Source organism: Dyella sp. CR10 (assembly GCF_055814425.1).
Map to the genome: position 1 here is coordinate 3,618,724 of NZ_CP185986.1, position 20,562 is coordinate 3,639,285.

Sequence of the window (20,562 nt, forward strand, 5' to 3'; positions counted from 1 at the left end):
CTCTCCTTGGAAGCTGGCGGCGGGCGACCCTGCTCGCGCCTCGTTATTTCTTGCGCCGGGCTCCCGCTTCGCCCAGCAGCGACAACTGCAGGTTCTCCAGGCCGGGGAGATCGCGCTCGAGCTTCTCGATCTCTTCGCGGAACGCCTGCACGTCCTCGAATTTACGGTACACGGAGGCGAAGCGCACATACGCGACCTGATCGAGCTTCTTGAGTTCGCGCATCACCAGCTCGCCGATCTGCCGCGACGGCACTTCGCGCTCGCCGCTCTTGCGCAGGTCGTTGACGATGGTGCGCACCGCCACGTCGACCGCGTCGCTGGCCACCGGCCGCTTCTGCAGCGCGCGCTCGAAACTGACACGCAGCTTGCGCTCGTCGAAACTCTCGCGCCGCTCGCCGCTCTTGACGATCGCCGGCAGCTTCAGCTCCGCGGTTTCGTACGTGTTGAAACGCTCCCCGCATTGCGGGCATTCGCGCCGCCGCCGCACCGTGGTGCCGTCGTCGGCCAGTCGCGAATCGATCACGCGGGTGTCTTCATGCTGACAAAAGGGGCAATGCATGGGGCGCCATTAGACGTTCAGTCGGGCCGCCGTACAACCCGGCGCCGGCTCCTGCGCCCCGGAGCGAGGCGCAGGAAGCCCAAAGGGAGCGGCCTCGACCGACCTCGGCCTCAGCCGTAGACCGGGTACTTCCGGCACTGTGCGGTGACCTGCTCGCGCACCTTGGCCAGCACCGCTTCGTCGTTCGGTGCATCCAGCACGTCGCAGATCCAGCCGGCCAGGTCGATCACGTCCGCTTCCTGGTAGCCGCGGGTGGTGACGGCGGGCGTGCCGATGCGCAGGCCGGAGGTGACGAAAGGCTTGCGCGGATCGTTCGGCACGGCGTTCTTGTTGACCGTGATGTGCGCCTTGCCCAGCGCTTCTTCCGCATCCTTGCCGGTGACGTCGCGACCGATCAGGTCCACCAGCATGAGGTGGTTCTCGGTGCCGCCGGAGACGATCTTGTAGCCGCGCTGGATGAAGGTCTTGGCCATCGCCTTGGCGTTCTTCACCACCTGCTGCTGGTAGGTCTTGAAGGAAGGATCCAGCGCTTCCTTGAAGGCCACCGCCTTGGCGGCGATCACGTGCATCAGCGGGCCGCCCTGGATGCCGGGGAACACGATGGACTGCAGCTTCTTCTCGATCTCTTCGCCGGCGTCCTTGGCCACGATGATGCCGCCGCGCGGACCGCGCAGCGTCTTGTGCGTGGTGGAGGTGACCACGTGCGCGTGCGGCAGCGGGCTGGGGTACACGCCCGCGGCGATCAGGCCGGCGACGTGCGCCATGTCCACGAACAGGTAGGCGCCGACCTTGTCGGCGATGGCGCGGAAGCGCGCCCAGTCCATCACCTGCGAATAGGCGCTGAAGCCGGCCACGATCATCTTCGGCTTGTGCTCGAGGGCCAGGCGCTCGACTTCGTCGTAGTCGACCAGGCCCTGGTCGTTCACGCCGTACTGAACGGCATTGAGGATCTTGCCGGAGAGATTGACCTTGGCGCCGTGCGTGAGGTGGCCACCGTGGGCCAGGCTCATGCCCAGGATGGTGTCGCCCGGATTGAGCAGCGCGAAGTACACCGCCTGGTTGGCCTGCGAGCCGGAGTGCGGCTGCACGTTGGCGTAGGTGGCGCCGAACAGCTCCTTCAGGCGATCGATGGCGAGGCGCTCGGCCACGTCCACGTACTCGCAGCCGCCGTAGTAGCGCTTGCCCGGATAGCCTTCGGCGTACTTGTTGGTCAGCACGCTGCCCTGCGCCTCGAGCACACGCGGGCTGGCGTAGTTTTCGGAGGCGATCAGCTCGACGTGGTCTTCCTGGCGGCGCGCCTCGTCGGCCATCGCCTTGGCCAGCTCATCGTCGAAGCCGGCGATCGTCTCGTTCTTGGAAAACATCCTGACCTCTGCGGGTAGCGGGGGGATAGAGCCGGAAAGTGTAGCGCCCGGGGGGTTGGGGGGCCACCGCCGCAGGTCCGCAAAACCGCATACCGGCGCGTATCCGGGCGATCGGCCACCGCCGTTTTCCCGGCTTGCCGGGGCCCTCGCCCGGGCGCAGCATGGCTACCTTCTCCGCCCCCTGGAGTCCGCCCATGCAACAGCGTTCCCTCGGCAAGCAGCCCCTGCGCGTCTCCGCCCTCGGCCTCGGCTGCATGGGCATGTCGCCGGACTTCTACGGTGACGCGGATCGCGGCGAAAGCATCGCCACCGTGCACGCGGCGCTGGACGCCGGCGTCACCCTGCTGGATACCGGCGATTTCTACGGCATGGGCCACAACGAGATGCTGCTCGGCGAGGCCCTGAGCGGCCGACCGCGCGACGGTTACCAGCTCAGCGTGAAGTTCGGCGCCCAGCGCGGCCCCGCCGGCGACTGGCTCGGCTACGACGCGCGCCCGGTCGCGGTGAAGACCGCCTTGGCCTATTCGCTCAAGCGCCTGCGCACCGATTACGTGGACATCTACCGGCCGGCGCGGCTGGATCCGGCCGTGCCGATCGAAGACACCGTCGGCGCCATCGCCGACTTGGTCAAGGCCGGTTATGTACGGCATCTGGGGCTTTCCGAGATGAGCGCCTCGACCATCCGGCGCGCAAACGCCGTCCTGCCGGTCGCCGACTTGCAGATCGAATACTCCCTGGTCAGCCGCGGCATCGAGGAAGTCATCCTGCCCGCCTGCCGCGAACTGGGCGTGGGCGTCACCGCCTATGGCGTACTTTCGCGCGGCCTGATCAGCGGACACTGGAACACGGCACGCCAGACCGGTGCCCGGGATTTCCGCAGCCACAGCCCGCGCTTCCAGGGCGACAACCTGCGCCACAACCTCGATCTGGTGGAGCAGTTGCGCGAGCTCGCCGAGGCGCATGGCGCCAGCGTCGCCCAGATCGCCATCGCCTGGGTATTGGCCCGCGGCGACGACATTGTGCCGCTGGTCGGCGCACGCACCCGCATCCGGCTGCGCGAGGCGCTTGACGCCCTGAACGTGCGTCTCGGCGCGGAGGAACTGGCGCTGATCGAGCAGGCCGTGCCCAAGGGCGCGGTGGCGGGCGACCGCTACAGCGCGCAAGGCATGAGCTCGCTGGACAGCGAGCGCTGACTAGTCGCGCCGGCGCCGGTCCACGCGGTGGACGGCCGACACCATCACATAGCTGATGATCATCAGCAGCAGCCAGGAACCGAGCTTGCTCAGCGGGACGACGCTCCAGCCGTCCCGCTGCGCCGGATAGCGCCACGCGGCGGCGAAGGTGCCCACGTTTTCGGCCAGCCAGATGAAGGCGGCCACCAGCACGAAGCCCAGCAGCAGCGGCATGCGGCGGTGTTCGTGGCGCACGCGGAAGTGGATCCAGGTCGGGCCGAACAGCAAGGCCACCGCGACGAACAACAGCCAGCGCGCGTCCGGCAGAAAATGGTGCGCGAAAAAGTTGGCGTAGATCGCCAGCGCCAGCCACGCCGTCGCCGCGAAGGATGGATGGCGCGAGAAGCGGAAATCGAACAGCCGCCAGGCGCGCGCGATGTAGCTGCCGACCGCGGCGTACATGAACCCGGTGAACAGCGGCACGCCACCGATGCGCAGCAGCGAAGGCTCCGGGTATTCCCACGAGCCCATCGCGGTCTTGAACACTTCCATCGCCGTGCCGATCAGGTGGAACAGCAGGATGACCAGCGCTTCCTCACGCGTCTCCAGGCGCAGGCCCAGCAGCAGGCACTGCAGCGCCAGCGCGGCCAGGGTGAGGAAGTCGTAGCGCGCCAGCCAGGCGCTGCCTGGGTAGAACGCCCAGGTCAGCAGCAACAGGGCCAGCATGCCGCCGCCGAACAGGCAGGCCCAGGCCTGCTTGAGACCGAAGCAGACGAACTCGTGCAGCGCGCGGGCCCACGCGCCTCGCGCGGCCGCCCAGTCGTCCGCCCACGCATCCAGGCGCCACAGCTGGCGCGGCGGCATCGGAACCAGGGAATCCATGGCTGCGTTCTCCTTGAAATCGCGAGCGCGCAGCCTGACGTACGCAACTGGCCGGCCGGCTCCAAGGCATGGCTACGGTGAGGCGGCGACCGGCGGATACCCGGGCCGATACCGCCCCGCGACCGCCCGCGCCGTCACCGGGATGACCCGCCGACCCGCTATAATCTTGGGTTTAACCCAACGCCCTAGTGTCCTCGCCCACCCCCTGGGTCGGCGGCGCACGCCTCCGGAGGCTCCATGCAGTACATCTACACCATGAACGGGGTGAGCAAGATCGTTCCCCCGAAGCGCCAGATCATCAAGGACATCTCGCTCTCGTTCTTCCCCGGCGCCAAGATCGGCCTGCTGGGCCTCAACGGCGCGGGCAAGTCCACGGTGCTGCGCATCATGGCCGGCGTCGACACCGATTTTCAGGGCGAGGCCCGCCCGCAGCCCGGCATCAAGGTCGGCTACCTGGCGCAGGAGCCGCAGCTGGATCCGGAAAAGACCGTGCGCGAAGCGGTCGAGGAAGGCGTCTCCGTAGTGCTCGATGCGCAGAAGCGTCTGGAAGAGGTCTACGCCGCCTATGCCGAGGAAGGCGCCGACTTCGACAAGCTGGCCGCCGAGCAGCAGGAGCTGGAGAACATCCTGGCGGTGAACGACGCCCACGCGCTGGAGCGCCAGCTCGAAGTGGCCGCCGACGCGCTGCGCCTGCCGCCGTGGGACGCCAAGATCGGCCCGCTGTCCGGCGGCGAGAAGCGCCGCGTGGCGCTGTGCCGCCTGCTGCTGTCCAAGCCGGACATGCTGCTGCTGGACGAGCCGACCAACCATCTGGACGCCGAGTCGGTGGACTGGCTGGAGCAGTTCCTGCAGAACTACCCCGGCACGGTGGTGGCCGTCACCCATGACCGCTACTTCCTCGATAACGCCGCCGAATGGATCCTCGAACTGGACCGCGGCCGCGGCATTCCGTGGAAGGGCAACTACACCGAGTGGCTGGAGCAGAAGGACGCTCGCCTCAAGCAGGAAGCCAGCCAGGAGAAGTCGCGCCAGAAGGCGATCGAGAAGGAGCTGGAGTGGGTGCGCTCGGCCGCCAAGGGCCGCCAGTCCAAGGGCAAGGCGCGCTTGAACCGCTTCGAGGAGCTCAACTCGGTCGAATACCAGCGCCGCAACGAAACGAATGAGATCTTCATTCCGCCGGGCGAGCGCCTGGGCCAGGAAGTGATCGAGTTCAAGAACGTCAGCAAAGCGTTCGGCGACCGCGTGCTGATCGACGACCTGTCGTTCAAGATCCCGCCGGGCGCCATCGTCGGCGTGATCGGCCCGAACGGCGCCGGCAAATCCACGTTCATGCGGATGATCATGGGCAAGGAGCAGCCGGACTCGGGCGAGGTGAAGCTGGGCCACACGGTCAAGCTGGCCTACGTCGATCAGTCCCGCGACGCGCTCGATGCGAAGAACAACGTGTGGCAGGAAGTGTCTGGCGGTTCGGACATCCTCACCATCGGCAACTTCGAGATCCAGTCGCGCGCCTACATCGGCCGCTTCAACTTCAAGGGCACCGACCAGCAGAAGATCGTCGGCCAGCTGTCGGGCGGCGAGCGTGGCCGCCTGCACATGGCCAAAACCTTGCTGCAAGGTGGCAACGTGTTGCTGCTCGACGAACCGTCCAACGACCTGGACGTGGAAACCTTGCGCGCACTGGAAGACGCTCTGCTCGAATTCCCGGGCTGCGCCGTGGTGATCTCGCATGACCGCTGGTTCCTCGATCGCATCGCCACGCACATCATCGCGTTCGAAGGCGACTCGCACGTCGAGTTCTTCCCTGGCAACTACAACGAGTACGAAGCGGACAAGAAGCGCCGCCTGGGCGACGAGGCGGCGAAGCCGCATCGCGTGAAGTACAAGAAGCTGGCGTAAACGCCCGAACGCCCTCTCCCCTCGGGGAGAGGGCCTGGAGTGAGGGGCTGGGCGGAGCGTAGAAGCAGAAGCGGCAAGCACGCCACGCGCCATCGATCCTCTCCGGCGAGCCACCGATCCTCAGAAGAAGCACGTTTCAAACGACAGTTACCGCAAGACCCGCCCCTCACCCTGACCTCTTCCCGGAGGGAAGAGGGATGGATGGGTAAGGCAAGGGAGAAAGACATGCACTTCATGCAAGCCCTGCGAGCCGCATGGCAGCGCAACCACTCCCTGGTCTGCGTCGGCCTCGATCCCGAGCCGGCGAAATTCCCCGCTCATCTGCGCGACGACGCCGATGCCGTCTTCAAGTTCTGCGCGGCCATCGTCGACGCCACGGCCGACCTGGTCTGCACGTACAAGCCGCAGATCGCACACTTCGCCGCGCTGCGCGCGGAGGACGCGCTCGAACGCCTGATCGCTCACATCCACGACCGTCATCCGGGCGTGCCGGTGATTCTCGACGCCAAGCGCGGCGACATCGGCAGCACCGCGCAGCATTACGTCACCGAAGCGTTCGAACGCTTCGGTGCCGATGCGGTGACGCTCAATCCCTATCTCGGCCGCGACTCCATCCAGCCGTTCCTGGACCGCGCCGACAAGGGCGTGATCCTGCTGTGCCATACCTCCAACCCAGGTGCCTCGGACCTGCAGGATCTCGATGTGGGCGGCCGGCCGCTCTACCAGCACGTCGCCGAACTGGTCGCACGCGACTGGAACACCCACGGCAATTGCGCCCTGGTGACCGGAGCCACCTGGCCCGAGCAACTCGCCGAAGTGCGCGCCCTGGTCGGCGACGTGCCGCTGCTGGTGCCGGGCATCGGCGCGCAGGGCGGCGATGTGGAAGCGGTCGTCGCACACGGGCGCACCGCCGACGGCACGGGACTGATGATCAGCTCTTCCCGCGCCATCCTCTACGCCGGCAGCGGCGAGGACTTCGCGCAAGCCTCGCGGGAGGCCGCGCTGGACTTGCGCGACACGATCAACCGCTACCGGTAACGGCGCCGACGCAGTTCACTTCACGCCGCGACGCTGTCTTCCGCGCCGACGATCCGGTCGCGGCCTCGCGCCTTGGCCTCGTAAAGGCAGCGGTCCACGCGTTCGAGGCAGCCAACGTGATCGCCAGCCGCCGCCGGACGTGCGGCAACGACGCCGATGCTCACGGTGAGCCGCGGCGCGACACGCGATCTTTCATGCGGGATAACTGCCTCGGCCAGCCGGTCGCGCAGACGCGCAGCGCGCGCCTGGGCGGCGGCCGCATCGCTGCCTGGCAGCACCATCAGGAACTCTTCGCCGCCGAAGCGGCCGAGCAATTCCCGCGCACGCGAGGTTTCGCCGTCCAGCAGCGCGGCGACGCGGCGCAGGCACGCATCGCCGGCGAGATGGCCGTAATGGTCGTTGTATTCCTTGAAGCAATCGATATCGATCAAGATCAGCGACAGCCAGCCGTCCGCGCGCAGCGCGGCCTGCCATTCCGCATCGAGGAAGGCATCGAGCCGGCGCCGGTTGGCGACCCCGGTCAGGCCATCGCGGAAAGACAGTTCGGTCAGCTCGCGCTGGAGCCGCAGCAATTGTTCCTCGGCCTGTTTGCGTTCGCTGATGTCGAACATGAAGCCCACCAGCGCATCCACGCTGCCGTCCTCATGACGCACGACGTGGACGACGTCGCGAATCCATACGTACGCCCCTTCGCAGGTCAGGGCGCGATAGTCGGCTTCGTGATCCATGCCGGCCATGGACTGCGCGACGCAGAACTGCACGACCCGTTCGCGATCCTCCGGGTGGATGCGTTCGGCCCAGTCCTGCACCGTCGCCCAGCTGCTCTGCGCCCAACCTAGCAAGCCTTCGATCTGCGGCCCGATGTAACTGAAGCGTTGTGTGGCCCAATCGATCTTCCAGGGAATCGCGCGCGTCGATTCGAGCAGCGTCTTGTAGACGGCGCCATCCCATTCCATCCCGTTGTTCTGTGCAGCCATATGCCGCCCCTGCCCGGATACGATCGCATGGTCTAACCCCATGCCGTCCTGGCGGCTACCGGATCCGGTGCGAACTGCCGGCCCGATGCGCTCCTCGTCCCCCGCCGCCACCATACCCGAGCCGGACCGGGTTCGCGCAATCGCAAGGTGGCCGCCGAAGGTGAAGCTTCCACCCGGTGGTTGCCATACTGTCCCCGTGGTTCCACCCGTGGAAGACTTGCCATGCCTCGGTCCGATGTCATCGCGCTCTCTCGTCGCCGCCTGCTCCAGACGGCGGGGCTGGTACTGGCCGCGGGAGCACTGGCCCCGCTGCGGCTCATGGGTGACCCGGCGCCCCGCTCTCGCCTGATCCTCCTGGGCACCGCCGGCGGTCCCACGCCCAAACCCGACCGTGCCGCGCCTGCCAGTGCCATCGTCGTCGACGGCGTGGTGTACGTGATCGATTGTGGCAACGGAGTGGCGCGACAAATGGTGAAGGCTGGACTGGATCTCGGCGCGATCCGCCATGTCTTCGTCACGCACCAGCACTCCGACCACAATGCCGACTACGGCAACCTTCTTTGGCTGGCCTGGTCCGCTCGATTGCACACGCGCGTGGATACCTGGGGACCGCCGCCGCTGGCCGCGATGACGCGCGACTTCCTGCGCATGAACGAGTACGACATCCAGACTCGCATCAAGGACGAGGGACGTCCGCCGCTGGCACCGCTGATCGTGCCGCACGAGTTGAGCCGAGCCGGCCTGGTCATGCGCGATGAACGGGTCAAGGTCACCGCCGCGCTGGTGGCGCATCCGCCGGTGGCGCCAGCCTTCGCCTATCGCTTCGACTGCCCGGATCGTTCGATCGTGTTTTCGGGCGACACGCGCCCCACGCCCGCGCTGATCGAGCTGGCGCGCGGCGCCGACGTGCTGGTGCACGAGGTGATGTACGCACCCGCGCTGGAGAAACTCATCGCGTCCGAACCCAACGCGGAGCGCCTGCGCGAACACCTGCTGGCCAGCCATACCACCACCGAGCAAGTAGGCCGCGTCGCCACCGAGGCCGGGGTGAAGACTCTGGTACTCAACCACTTCGTCCCTGGCGGCGATCCGGCGCTGACCGACGAGGTCTGGCGCGATGCCGTGGCACCGCACTTCCAAGGTCGACTGGTAATAGGGCGCGACTTGCTGGAGCTGTGAATCAGTCCATCGCCGCCACGACGGTCCCGACGGAAGGCCTCGTGCGCCGCAGCCGCGCACGCAGCCAACGCTCGCATGGCGCCGACAGACAGCGCTCCACCGCGGCACCCAGCAACCAGCACAACAGCAACGCCGGCAGGTACCACAGCCATCCGCGCGCCATGTCGCCGCCGCTGGCCCGGAACAGGCGCACCACGCCGTACACCACGAACATGTGCGTCAGGTAGATCTCGTAGCTGAGCTGCCCCCAGCGGCGCAGCCAACCCAAACCGGGCAACGGCAGCGTCGCCTCGCGCTGGCGGCACGCCACCAGCACGCACAGCGTCGAGAAGGTGAGCAGCAACATCACGCCGTCCTGCAACAGCGGCCACCAGAACGGCATGGCGATGAACACTGCGAACAGGCCGATCGCGCCGACGACACCCAAGGTCCGGGTGGCCCAGCGCGGTGCCGTCCAATGCGCCACCGCCAGCGCGCCGAGTACGCCGGTGCCGATGGCGGACATGCCAGGCAGATACGCCTTCTCTTTCCAGATCTCGCTGGCTTGGTCGAGCGAAGACAGCAGCCACGGCAGGGCCACGGCGAACACGCACAGCAGCAGCGCCATCAGCGCATCGCGGCGCAACAGCAGGCACGCCAGCGGGAAGCCGAGGTAGAACACTTCCTCGATCGACAGCGACCAAAGCACATCCCAGTTGCCGGGCAGATAGCCGGTCTGCCCCTCGTACCAGTTCAGATGCAGGCCCATCGCAGCGAATACCGCGCGTGGCAACGACTGCCCCTCGCGCTGGATGACGTAATCCTTCACCCCTGCGAGATGCAGGGCACTCAAAACCACGACCAGCACCAGCAGACATGGCGCAATGCGCGCGAAGCGACGCGCATAGAAGTCGCGCACATCGATGCGCTCCAGCGCACCCCATCGGCCAATCGCATTGCCGGCAATCAGGAAACCGGAAATGACGAAGAACACGAACACCGCTTCGTAGCCGTTGAAGTTCAGCGCACTCAGCAGGCGCGTGGGCAGCACCTCGGCCAGCGCGGTTTTCTTGAGCGGAATGCGCAGCCCGATGTGATGCAACACCACCAGAAGAATGGCAAGGCCACGCAGCAGATCGATGCCGGGATTGCGAGTTGCCGGTGAAACGGAAGCTTTGAAGAGAGACATCGATCACTCGACGGTAGGGATAGAGATCGCGGCGGGATTCGCGCGCCAAGGTGCTGCGACTGGCCGCGCACTCATTCCTGCATGCGGGCCAATGCCGTACGGATCGCTTCGTGATCGGGTGCATCGAACGGCTGATAGATGTCGTCGCCGATCAGCCCGTAAACCTCCTGGAGATAGCGCTCGGCGCACTCGGGCAACGAAAGCCGGAGATAGGATCGGGCCAAGGTCAGCGATGGCAACGGCTGCCCGATCTTCAGGCAGCAGGGCCGCGGTCTCGGACACCGCGATGCTCTCCCGATACTTGCCTGCGGCGAACAGCGCCGCCTCCAAGCCGCTCTTGATCCGGCGATCGACATCCCGATCGGCAAGATGCCGGTCGGTGAATGCCGAAGCCCGTTCCCAGCGCTGCAATGCCTCGGCATATCGCTTGGCGGCGCCTAGGCCGATGGCTTCGTCGGCCAGTTCGAGCGCCTGTTCACCCACGGCCTTTTCGTCGTCCGGATCGCGCATGGCTTGGCCTCGTTCATCCCGTGCCGCATTAGAGCACGCTTCCCTCGTGCATCCGTGTCAACCGGGAGGATCGAGGCCGCCGCTATTGAAGCACGTGCACTAACTGGCGAAGGCTTTGACGATGGCCTCGGGCGAACGGCGCAGCAGGGTCAGGTTGAAGGTGAGCGCAAGGCGGCCGTCATGCGGCTCGCCGATGATGACGCCGGCTTTTTCCAGGCGAGCCTGCAAACCCTGGCGTCGCCCTTCGGCGATGTCGACGACATGGATATTGGTGCCGTTCTCGACGCGGCGCACGGCATAACCGTCCAGCTTCGCCAGGCCGTCGAGCAGCTTGTCGCCCGCGGCGCGCACTTTGGCGAAGCGCTCTTCGAAACCGTCGAGGCCGTCCAGCGCGAGCAGCGCTTCCTGCCAGCCGCGAAAGATGGTGCCACCGAAGATGTGCCGTGCATCGCGCGCCCTGGCGATCGTCGCTTTGGTGCCGGCGAGAATCGCACCGAAAGGCGCGCCCAGGTATTTGTAGAGCGATACGTAGACCGTATCGAACGGCGCTGCGTACGTCGCCGCGGAGAATCCTTCCGCACCACTGTTGAGCAACAGCCGCGCGCCATCCAGATGCAGGCCGATACCCTTGGCACGAGCGCGTTCGGCGATGGCCCGCACGGTGTCGAACGGCACCATCGCACCGTCGGCGCGGCGCACGGGGCTCTCCAGCGAGATCGCGCCGATCGGCAAGGGATAGGCCGCCTTCTCCGACACGGCGATTGCCGCATCTACTTCTTCCAATGTCGGCGCCGCGCGGCCCGGCGCCAGGGGCACGAGGTTGATCGCACTCAGCATGGTCACCGCGTCGCTCTCGTCGCAGTAGACATGGCTCTCCTGCTGCACGAGTGCGCGCTTCTTCTCGCCGCACAGCAACCGCAGGGCGACCTGGTTGGCCAGCGTGCCGGTGGGCAAGAAGGCGGCGTCTTCCTTGCCGAGCAGCTGGGCAAAGCGCTGCTCGAGTTCTGTCACCGCGCCGCCCTTGAGATAGAAATCACCAGCTTTGTCGCGGGCCTGCAGGATGGTATCCATTCGCGCCAGCGTGTCGCGTCCGTAGCGCGGGACATCGTCGCCCACGAGAAAGACGCTCTGATTGATGTGCTGCGGATCCTGCGGACTCTTCGGCGAAGCCGCCGCCCAAGCGGCCGGTGCGGCACCCGTACCCAGCGCGGCGAGCGAGCCGGCGACCAACGACGAACGGAGAAAGTCTCTACGGTCCATCACACGAGCCCCTGGCCTGGCGGATTGTCAGGGGCACCGTAGCATCGGTGCGAGGACGGTTTATCGGCCGAAGGTCATGGCTGTGCGGTCGCCGCGGGCAGGTCCGAGATCATCTGCCGTGCCAGACCTTCGTAGTCGTAATCGAAGTGATGGTCGCCGGGCTTCTGATAAACCTTGATCCACGCCGGCAGGCCGGCGGTGGCGCAGATGGTGTCGTCCTCGTCGTCCTTGCCGTAGTAGCACATCACGGGCGGATGCCCGTCCAGGGCGAGCAGCGGCGGGCGCGCATCGTAGTGCTTCACCGGGTTGAGCCACTGGAACAGGTTCTGCGTCTGCGTCTTGAACCAGCCCTCGACCATGTAGCCCTGCATCTCGATCTCGTAGCTGACGTCCTTGCTGGGCGACAGCAGCACCAGTTGCGCGACCCGCGCGCGGTTCTCCGGCTTCAGCCGCTCGATGATCGAAGGCAGCACGTCCGCGCCGAAAGAGAAGCCGATCAGCCACACACGCTGCTTGCCCAGCCTGGCGGTGGACTGCTCGATCAGCGCATCGAGATCGGCGGCCGAGGCATCGGCGTTGCTCTCTCGCCAGTAGTACTTCAACAGGCTCACGCCGATCACGGGCACGCCGTGCTTGGCGAGGATGGCGCCGAGCTGCTTGTCCAGGTCGCGCCAGCCGCCGTCACCGGAATAGAAGATGGCGACCACGTCGCCGCGCCCGGCCAACGGCTTCTCACCCGGCGCGGCGGGCACCTCGACCAGCGACTCGGCCATCGTGGCGTGATGCCAGGGTTGCCAGACGAGCACGCCGATGGCCGCGGCGGCGAGCACGATGCCGCCGATGACTTTGGTGATTCGTTTCATCGGCGCACCATACCCGATAGGCCGCCCGAGATCAGGCTGGCGATGTTGGCCAGCACCAGCGGCAAGGCGATGCCGGCGGGCACGGCCAGGTAGCGCGGCTCCCACTCCGGATCGAACTTGTCTTTGTACTTGTGCAGGCCGCGGAAGTTGTAGAAACGCTCGCCCCGGCCGAACACCAGCGCGCCCAGCCGGCTCCACAGCGGCGCGGTGCGCCGGTTCTGCAAGCCGGAGAACGGCGCCATGCCGAGATTGAACCAGCGATAGCCTTCCTGGCGCGCCCACAGCATCAACTCGATGAACAGGAAATCCATCACGCCGGCGGTGCCGTCCGGCAGGTGGCGCATCAGATCGACCGACGCTTCTTCCTTGCTGTCGGTGAGGAACAGGTTGGCGAATGCCACCAGCTCGTCACCCTTCCATACCAGCGCCATCCGCGTGCGGGCGAGATAAGCCGGGTCGAAGGTTCCCAGCGAGAAGCCCTTCTCGCGCACGCCCTTGTCGCGCATCCACGCGTCGGAGATGGACTTCAGGCGAGGAATCAACGCGGGCACGTCCTCCGCCGGCACGATCTGCAGGCGCATGCCTTCGCGGGTGAGCTTGTTGACGGTATTGCGCAGGACCTTCTTGGACTTGCCGTCGAGATTGAAGCTCTCCAGCGGCACGCGGGCCTCCTCGCCGATCTTCAGGAGGTTCATGCCCACTTCCAGATAGAGATCCAGATCCTGCGGCCGCACTTGGTAGAACAGCGGCCAGCCGCCGGCGCGCTCGCATTGTTCGCGGAAGGTCCAGACCAGTTCGCGGCGCGCATCTTCGTCCTCGCCCACGGGATCGCCCATGGCGACCCAGCTGCGGCCTTCCACGTCGTACATGATGAAGGCCTTGCTCTCGCCGTCGAACAGCAGGGTCTTGTCGCCCATCAGCGCCAGATGCCCCTGCGCCGAGGAATAGTGCTTTATCAGGGGGAGCGCGCGCGCCAGCTCTTCTTCGCCGGGCAGTTGCAGATGGGGCCGAGCGGGACGGATCAGGTTGGCCAGCGCGAACAGCATGCCCACCGCTGCCGCGCCCACCAGCGCGCGTAGCGCACGCGGCGCGCCGCCGTGATAGAAGCTGAATTCCCACCACAGGTTGGTGCTGTATTCGACGTGCTTGTAGCTGAAGGACACCAGCCATCCGGCGCAGCCGAGCACGGCGAGAATGGCGATGATCCAGCCCACCGAGAAGGTGGCACTGAACAGCGAAGCGCGGCGATAGAACAAACGGTGCGCAGGGGCGAGCCCCAGCGCCAGCAGCGACAGCAGAGTGGCTTCTTCGTAGTCGATGCCCTTGAGCAGCGACAGCACCGCACCGAGCAGCAGCAGCACCAGAGTCAGCACGTAGGCCGCGTCCAGTCGCCGCTGCAGTCCGCGCGCCAGGATCAGCAGCAGCATGCCCACCATGCTCGCCAGAAAGTGCGAGATCTCCAGCACCGGCAGCGGCAGCACGTGGCGCAGGATCTCCATGCGCCCAGGCAGCGCCGAGGTGGCCCCGGAGAACAGCAGCACCGCGCCGGAGACCAGCGTCAGGCCGGCGAAGAATGGCGGCAGCAGGCCGGTGAACCACGGTGCCAGCGGCACCTTGCCGGCGGCGCCGCGCGCTTCGCGCGCCAGCACCACTACGGTCGCCGCACACAGCGGCAGGAAGTAGTAGATCAGGCGGTACGCAGCGAGCGCGCCGAGGATCGGCGCCTCCAGGCCTTCGTTGCCGGTGGCGCCGAAGCCGGCCAGCATCACCGCCTCGAACACGCCCAGGCCGCCGGGCACATGGCTGACCAGGCCGGCGATCTGCGCCAGCACGAAGATCGCCATGAAGTGACCGAAGCCGGTATCGACCTCGTTCGGCATCAGCAGATACAGCACCCAGGCCGCCAGGCCCCAGTCCACCGCGCCGGTGAGGATCTGCCGCGCGGCGGTGACCGGTGATGGCCAGCTCAGCCGCCAGCGCCACAGTTTGAGCGGCTGGCGCAGCAGCTTGCTGCCGACCAGCCACAGCAGCGGGATCGCGGTCAGCACGATCGCCGCCGGCATGCGCAACGCCGCCATCGGCACGGTGGGTGGCACCGGCACCAGCAGCAGCGTGATACCGGTGAGCGCGAACAGGCCCAGCCAGAAGCTGGCCGTGCAGTACAGCACCACCTTGGCCACTTCCGCGGTGGACAGACCGGCCTGGATATAGAAGCGGTATCGGATGGAACCGGAGATCAGCAGCGCCATGCCCAGCGCATTGCTGAAGGCGTAGCTGATGAAGGAGATCAAAGTGACCTGCGCGCGCGGCAGCCTGCGTCCGATCGAGGCCAAGCCGAACCAGTCGTACAGGGTCATCACGCCGTAGCTGGCGGCGGTGAGCAGCACGGCCAGCACGATGCGATGGTTTTCCAGGCCGTGCACGTAGCGCGCGACCTCGCGGTAGCTCACCTCGCTGGCGAGCGAACGCAGCGCCCACAGGGCGAGGCAGAGCATGCCCACGGACAGCAGCGGACCGGCGAGCCGGCGCAGCCACGCCCCGCGGGGGCGCGTCAGGGCTTCTCCCGTCTCCGGAGCGTCCGCCCCTCTCTGCTCCACCACTCGACCCAAGGCCTCCACGACATGATTCAGGGCATGCGACGCATACCGGGCGTTCCTCAGCCGGTCCGCACACGTCATGCGCGACGGGCGGGCGCGAGCATGAGAACTCGTCCGCCACAGCCATCAAGCATAGCGTGTCGAACCTGTCTTAGGCCCGTCGTTTCCCCGCTGTTCCCCCTTGCCGCTGCGCGAACACCGGCACGACGGACAGACGGGCGCGGGACCGCGGCAGCGGTCGCGCCAGTGTAAGACGAACAAGGGAGCTGAAAATGACAACGGCCGGCAGAAGCCGGCCGCTATCGCCCAGGCCGCCGGACAGGCCGGCGGCGCGGATCCCGCAATTACGCGCCGCCGCGCGCCAGGCGGGCGACCCAGCGGTACAGCACGGCGACCACGGCGATGAAGGCCAGACCGCCCAGAATCTCCGCCATGTTCGCGAAGGATGGCGACACCAGCGCAAGTGGCGTCCCCTTGCCGGAGAACGCCACGATCGCCGCGATCACCACGCCGATGATGCTCTCGCCCACGATCAGGCCGGACGCGAGCAGCACGCCGAGCTGCTTGGTCGCCTCGGGCTTGGGGCCGCGATCCGCGCGGCGATCGAAGAACCAGCCGACCACCGAACCGACCACCACCATCAAGGTGCTGGCCGTCGGCAGGTAGATGCCCAGACCCACCGCCAGCGGCGGGATACGCATCTTGGTCGTGCGGGCGAGGATCGCGTCCACGGCGATCACGCCGACGCCGATCCAGACGCCGGTAATGATCAGGCTCCAATCGATATTGTTGGTGATCACGCCCTGGGCCAGCGCCGAGATCAGGCCGGCCTGCGGCGCGGGCAGCGCCGCCGGACCCGCGCCCGGCACGCCGGCGAAGCCATAGGCCTTGTTCAGCAGATCCAGCACCGGCGGGATCACGGCCGCACCGGCGATCACGCCGATCACCAGCGCCACCTGCTGGCGCCACGGCGTGGCGTCCACCAGCTGGCCGGTCTTGAGGTCCTGCAGATTGTTGTTGGCGATGGCGGCCACGGTGAAGATCACCGCGGTGGTGAACAGCGCGAAGGCGACCAGGGCCTTGCCCGCCTCGGCCGGCACATACGGCTTCACGCCGGCTACCAGCAGCAGCGCGGCGCCGATCACCACCAGGATGCCCACGCCCGAGAGCGGGCTGTTGGACGAACCGATCAGGCCCGCCATGTAGCCGCACACGGTGGAGACGAAGAAACCCATCAGCACCACATAGGCCACGCCGCCCACGGCCAGCACGGCAAGGTGATCGCCCAGGCCGCTGCTGTTGGCGAAATAGCCCAGCAGCCAGGCGATGGGCACGAAGCAGACCAGGGTGATCAGGCCCACGATGCCGATCGGGATGTCCTGCTCGGTGCGCGGCAAGGTGTCGGCCTTGCCGGCCTTGCGCACGCGCGAGGCTGCCATGGCCGAGGTCAGGCCGCTGATGACCGGCTTGACCAGCTTGGCCAGGGTCCAGATGGCGGAGATGCCGATGGCGCCGGCGCCGACGAAGCGCACCTTGTGGCTCCAGGTGGCGAGGGCCAGGTCGGCGACGTTGCCGGTGGCCGGTTCGAACGGCGAATAGAACGGTACGCCCCAGCCCCAGCCGATCAGTGCGCCGATCAGCATGGCGATGCCCACCGACAGGCCGACCAGGTGGCCGATCGCGAACAGCGCGAAGGAGAGATTGAAGTCGAAGCCGCTGACCGACCCCTTGCCGCCGACGCGGAAATAGCTGATCACGTCCGAGGCGAACACCTGGGTAGCCACCACCACGGCGAACACCGCCGACGTGATCGATCCCCACAGCACCGCCAGCAGGCCTGCCCTGCCCGCCTCCACGCCGTCGTCGGCACCCTGCTCGCCGGTGCTGCCGACCTTGAGCACCTCGGCGCACGCGATGCCTTCCGGATACGGCAGGTCGGAGTTGGTCACCAGCGCGCGGCGCAGCGGGATCGAATACATCACGCCGAGCACGCCGCCGAGCGCGCAGACCGCGAAGGAGGTCCAGAACGGGAAGCCGGTCCACCAGCCGATCATGATCATGCCGGGCAGCACGAAGATGATCGACGACAAGGTGCCGGCCGCGGATGCGATGGTCTGGACGACGTTGTTTTCCTGGATGGTCGAGCCGCGGAAGTTGCGCAGGATCGCCATCGAAATCACCGCCGCCGGGATCGAGGTGGCGAAGGTGAGGCCCGCCTTGAGGCCGAAGAAGACATTGGCGGCGGTGAACAGCAGCGTGATGACCACGCCGATGATCACGCCACGCACGGTCAATTCCTTGCGCACATCGGCGCCGGACGCGAGATGGGCGCTCACGAATGCTTTCCTTTCATCTGGAAACTCTCCCCGTTGGGTTGCTGCTATGGGCGGCATTGGAATGAATGCGGCGGCCGCTCGCCGAAGATGACCTGAATCGTCCTAGATTTGCCACATTTTCGCCCAGTAGCAAAGGGCGGTCGCGTCATCCCGCCTATTTTCGGAGCCCGTTGTGCATGCTTCTACGCCTGGCGCGGGCCCGCACCACTGCGCAACCGGCAAGCGCATCGCCTTGCCGGCGGCAGTCACCGCTTCAACTGCCCGGGTATTCGTCCCTGGCCAGGCTTTCCAGCAGCCAGCTGTGCGCGTGCATGCCCGCCAGCTGTCGGTGAGCGAGATAGCGCGCCGCGTATTCGGCGAGATGCCGCCAGCGCCGCGCGTCGTCTCGCAACTGGACAAGGTGCGCTCGCAGCACGCGGCCGGCCGGCGTACCCAGCCAGCCGGCACCCGCCCACTCCCGCGTGAACTGTCGCAACGCCGCCGCGGCGCAGACCGCCGCGGCAGCCTGCGCCAGCGCGTTCGCACGGATTTCGCGCAGACGCGCCGGCGCGAAGCGGGCCAGGCCCTCGTCCTCCAGCATCAACAGGCTGTTGCCCTGCAGATCGTTCAACAGGCGATCCAGATAGGTGCGCGGATAATTCCAGGCGGCATGCGCCTCCATGATCACTTCGCGCTTGCTCCGTGCTCTGATAAAAGTCGTTTTCACCTTGCTTTCCCTGCTTTCGTGAATTAGCGCCAAAACCCAGTAGGCACAATAAAATGCAACTATAAGTTGCACTCATAAACAATTCGAAATTGCCTACTTGCCCCGGCTGATCAACAACAATGGGAACTCGTCATTCGATCCCAGCGGATAGCGTCGTCCCGGCCGGCCGCCGCCCCAGCGAGAAGGAGTCTCCCTTGGCAATCAACGGCTTTGCACAGCGGCTGCACATGGCGATGGACTTGACCGGCATGAAGAAGGGCCGCGGGCGCGCGACCAAGCTCGCCGACATGTTCGGCGTATCACGCGAAACCGCGCGCAAATGGCTCAACGACATGGCGCGGCCGGAAACCAGGCGCATGACCGAGCTCGCCGGCCGCTTCGGCGTCGGCTTCGAATGGCTGGCCACCGGCCGCGGCGAGCCCAAGGGTTTCATGAAGGTGCAGGACGCGAGCGCGGCCTACCGTGTCGACAATCGCGAGCAGGCGCGGCTGTTCGGCCTGATCAGCCGGCTCACCCGCGAGCAGCGCCGCGCGCTGCTGATCATCCTCGAACAGATGGTTCGCAAGGACTAAGGCGCAGCCTAGTTGCCCTAAGAAAAAGCCCGCTCCGTAAGGAGCGGGCTGTGCTGTTTTTCGGACTGATGGCCGATGGTCAGTGATTGAGCACGATGTCCACGATCAGTCCCGTGGCCACGGCCGTCAGAAAGATTTCGCCATCGTCGCCGCGAATGTAGCGATAACCCGGCTCGGGTTGGCGCAAGTGATAGCGTTCGTAGTCGGTGACGTAATACGTGCGCTCGTAGTAGCGGTCCGGCAAGCGGTCGCCACGGCGATAGGCCTGCTTCTCCCAGCCGCGGTGCTTGCCATTGTCGTGGCGTCCCTCGTCCTTGGGGTTGTGACCGTGGCCATGATCGTCATCCCAGTCGTGATCTTTCGGCGCGGCCCACGAGGAGGCGCTCGCCGCGAGCAAGAAGGTGGCGGTGGCAGCCAAGGCCATTAGACGTTTCATGGCGACTCCGTACCCGTCAGGGTGTTGATGGAAAGGCGGCTGTTTCTGGCAGCCGACGCGATGCTAATGCCCGCAAGCGCACTTTCCGCTTAGCCAGGTGACTCGCAAATAAGATTATTCCTACGCCATGTGCCGCCGTTGGCAAAAAATAAGGACCCGCGTCGCCGCGGGTCCTTTCGATTGGTGGGCCGTGACAGATTCGAACTGTCGACCAACGGATTAAAAGTCCGCTGCTCTACCGGCTGAGCTAACGGCCCAAAGCATGAAGCCAAGCAGGCGATTTTAAGGTCAGCGTGCCTGGGGCACAAGCAAACGGTTCAGACGTAGCGCGTGGGATCAGGCAAACCGGCCTCGCGAAAACCCTGTGCGCGCAGGCGACAGGCGTCGCAGTGGCCGCAGGCCCGGCCCTGCGCGTCGGCCTGGTAGCAGCTCACCGTCTCGGCGAAATCCACGCCCAGGCGGTGGCCTTCGCGCGCGATGTCGGCCTTGCTCATCCGCATCAGCGGCGCGTGGATGCGAATGCCTGCTCCTTCCACGCCGGCCTTGGTGGCGACATTGGCCAGGTGCTCGAAGGCTTCGATGAAGGCCGGCCGGCAATCCGGATAGCCCGAGTAATCGACCGCATTGACGCCACACCAGATGTCGCTGGAACCGAGCACCTCGGCCCAGCCCAGCGCGATCGACAGCATGATCGTGTTGCGCGCCGGCACGTAGGTGACGGGGATGCCGCCGGTCTCGCCGTGCTCGTCCGCATCGAGCGGCACGTCGATGTCAGCGGTGAGCGCGGAGCCGCCGATCGAGCGCAAATCCACCTGCACCGTCTTGTGCTCGACCGCGCCAAGCAGTCGCGCCACTCGCGCGGAAGCCTCCAGTTCGGAGCTGTGCCGCTGGCCGTAAGCCACGCTCAGGGCATGCACCTGATAACCCTGTTCGCGCGCGATGGCGATGGTGACGGCCGAATCCATGCCGCCGGAAACGAGCACGACGGCTTTGCGGGGTGAGGTTTGAGACATGGGAAGCATCCACTCTTAGCGTCAGGCCGGT

General features: G+C 66.5%; 18 protein-coding genes and 1 tRNA gene. 5 read left to right on the forward strand and 14 right to left on the reverse strand.

What is annotated here, in order from left to right; translation table 11 throughout:
- Positions 1-43 precede the first annotated feature (43 nt).
- Positions 44-559: a transcriptional regulator NrdR gene (gene nrdR, locus ACNR9O_RS16360; protein ID WP_473686927.1), complete on the reverse strand. Its 516-nt coding sequence runs from the start codon at positions 557-559 to the stop codon at positions 44-46.
- Between the two features lie 110 nt (positions 560-669).
- A complete protein-coding gene (gene glyA / locus ACNR9O_RS16365; RefSeq protein ID WP_473686925.1) occupies positions 670-1,923 on the reverse strand; it encodes a serine hydroxymethyltransferase in 1,254 nt (417 codons plus the stop codon).
- Positions 1,924-2,117: 194 nt separating this feature from the next.
- On the opposite strand from glyA, the gene ACNR9O_RS16370 reads away from it, so the two are divergent.
- The gene (locus tag ACNR9O_RS16370; RefSeq protein ID WP_473686923.1) at positions 2,118-3,116 is read left to right on the forward strand and encodes an aldo/keto reductase; all 999 of its coding nucleotides are present in this window, start codon (positions 2,118-2,120) and stop codon (positions 3,114-3,116) included.
- On the opposite strand, the gene ACNR9O_RS16375 is transcribed toward ACNR9O_RS16370, so the two are convergent.
- Positions 3,117-3,977: a DUF817 domain-containing protein gene (locus ACNR9O_RS16375; protein ID WP_473686921.1), complete on the reverse strand. Its 861-nt coding sequence runs from the start codon at positions 3,975-3,977 to the stop codon at positions 3,117-3,119. It lies immediately after the preceding gene.
- A gap of 237 nt (positions 3,978-4,214) precedes the next feature.
- On the opposite strand from ACNR9O_RS16375, the gene ettA reads away from it, so the two are divergent.
- Positions 4,215-5,876, forward strand: coding sequence for an energy-dependent translational throttle protein EttA (gene ettA / locus ACNR9O_RS16380; protein WP_473686919.1), 1,662 nt, complete (start codon positions 4,215-4,217; stop codon positions 5,874-5,876).
- A gap of 225 nt (positions 5,877-6,101) precedes the next feature.
- On the forward strand, positions 6,102-6,914 hold the full coding sequence (gene pyrF, locus ACNR9O_RS16385) for an orotidine-5'-phosphate decarboxylase (protein ID WP_473686917.1): 813 nt from the start codon (positions 6,102-6,104) through the stop codon (positions 6,912-6,914).
- Between the two features lie 20 nt (positions 6,915-6,934).
- On the opposite strand, the gene ACNR9O_RS16390 is transcribed toward pyrF, so the two are convergent.
- Positions 6,935-8,005, reverse strand: a complete 1,071-nt coding sequence (locus ACNR9O_RS16390) for a GGDEF domain-containing protein (protein ID WP_473700657.1) — start codon at positions 8,003-8,005, stop codon at positions 6,935-6,937.
- 204 nt (positions 8,006-8,209) lie between these two features.
- Between ACNR9O_RS16390 and ACNR9O_RS16395 the strand changes: the two genes are divergently transcribed.
- Entirely contained in the window at positions 8,210-9,070 is an 861-nt protein-coding gene (locus tag ACNR9O_RS16395) for an MBL fold metallo-hydrolase (RefSeq protein ID WP_473688359.1), read from the forward strand.
- 1 nt (position 9,071) lies between these two features.
- On the opposite strand, the gene ACNR9O_RS16400 is transcribed toward ACNR9O_RS16395, so the two are convergent.
- From ACNR9O_RS16400 to ACNR9O_RS16430, 7 genes are all read right to left on the reverse strand, one after another.
- A complete protein-coding gene (locus ACNR9O_RS16400; protein ID WP_473686915.1) occupies positions 9,072-10,238 on the reverse strand; it encodes an acyltransferase family protein in 1,167 nt (388 codons plus the stop codon).
- 3 nt (positions 10,239-10,241) lie between these two features.
- Positions 10,242-10,748 (reverse strand): hypothetical protein, encoded by a 507-nt coding sequence (locus tag ACNR9O_RS16405; RefSeq protein WP_473686913.1) that lies wholly within the window; start codon positions 10,746-10,748, stop codon positions 10,242-10,244.
- Positions 10,749-10,847: 99 nt separating this feature from the next.
- Complete coding sequence (locus ACNR9O_RS16410; protein ID WP_473686911.1) at positions 10,848-12,008, reverse strand: threonine aldolase family protein; 1,161 nt, start codon at positions 12,006-12,008, stop codon at positions 10,848-10,850.
- 74 nt (positions 12,009-12,082) lie between these two features.
- On the reverse strand, positions 12,083-12,871 hold the full coding sequence (locus ACNR9O_RS16415) for an AcvB/VirJ family lysyl-phosphatidylglycerol hydrolase (protein ID WP_473686909.1): 789 nt from the start codon (positions 12,869-12,871) through the stop codon (positions 12,083-12,085).
- The gene (gene mprF, locus ACNR9O_RS16420; RefSeq protein ID WP_473700658.1) at positions 12,868-15,489 is read right to left on the reverse strand and encodes a bifunctional lysylphosphatidylglycerol flippase/synthetase MprF; all 2,622 of its coding nucleotides are present in this window, start codon (positions 15,487-15,489) and stop codon (positions 12,868-12,870) included. Before mprF ends, ACNR9O_RS16415 begins: the two co-directional genes overlap by 4 nt.
- 323 nt (positions 15,490-15,812) lie before the next feature.
- Positions 15,813-17,804, reverse strand: coding sequence for an OPT family oligopeptide transporter (locus ACNR9O_RS16425; protein WP_473686905.1), 1,992 nt, complete (start codon positions 17,802-17,804; stop codon positions 15,813-15,815).
- Between the two features lie 253 nt (positions 17,805-18,057).
- Complete coding sequence (locus ACNR9O_RS16430) at positions 18,058-18,510, reverse strand: hypothetical protein (protein ID WP_473686903.1); 453 nt, start codon at positions 18,508-18,510, stop codon at positions 18,058-18,060.
- 194 nt (positions 18,511-18,704) lie between these two features.
- Between ACNR9O_RS16430 and ACNR9O_RS16435 the strand changes: the two genes are divergently transcribed.
- Positions 18,705-19,082 (forward strand): helix-turn-helix domain-containing protein, encoded by a 378-nt coding sequence (locus ACNR9O_RS16435; RefSeq protein ID WP_473686901.1) that lies wholly within the window; start codon positions 18,705-18,707, stop codon positions 19,080-19,082.
- Between the two features lie 79 nt (positions 19,083-19,161).
- Here the strand turns inward: ACNR9O_RS16435 and ACNR9O_RS16440 are convergent, their stop codons facing one another.
- From ACNR9O_RS16440 to queC, 3 genes are all read right to left on the reverse strand, one after another.
- A complete protein-coding gene (locus ACNR9O_RS16440; protein ID WP_473686899.1) occupies positions 19,162-19,518 on the reverse strand; it encodes an RcnB family protein in 357 nt (118 codons plus the stop codon).
- Between the two features lie 181 nt (positions 19,519-19,699).
- Positions 19,700-19,775: transfer RNA gene (locus ACNR9O_RS16445), tRNA-Lys, on the reverse strand.
- Between the two features lie 60 nt (positions 19,776-19,835).
- Positions 19,836-20,531, reverse strand: a complete 696-nt coding sequence (queC, locus tag ACNR9O_RS16450; RefSeq protein ID WP_473686897.1) for a 7-cyano-7-deazaguanine synthase QueC — start codon at positions 20,529-20,531, stop codon at positions 19,836-19,838.
- Positions 20,532-20,562: the final 31 nt, after the last annotated feature.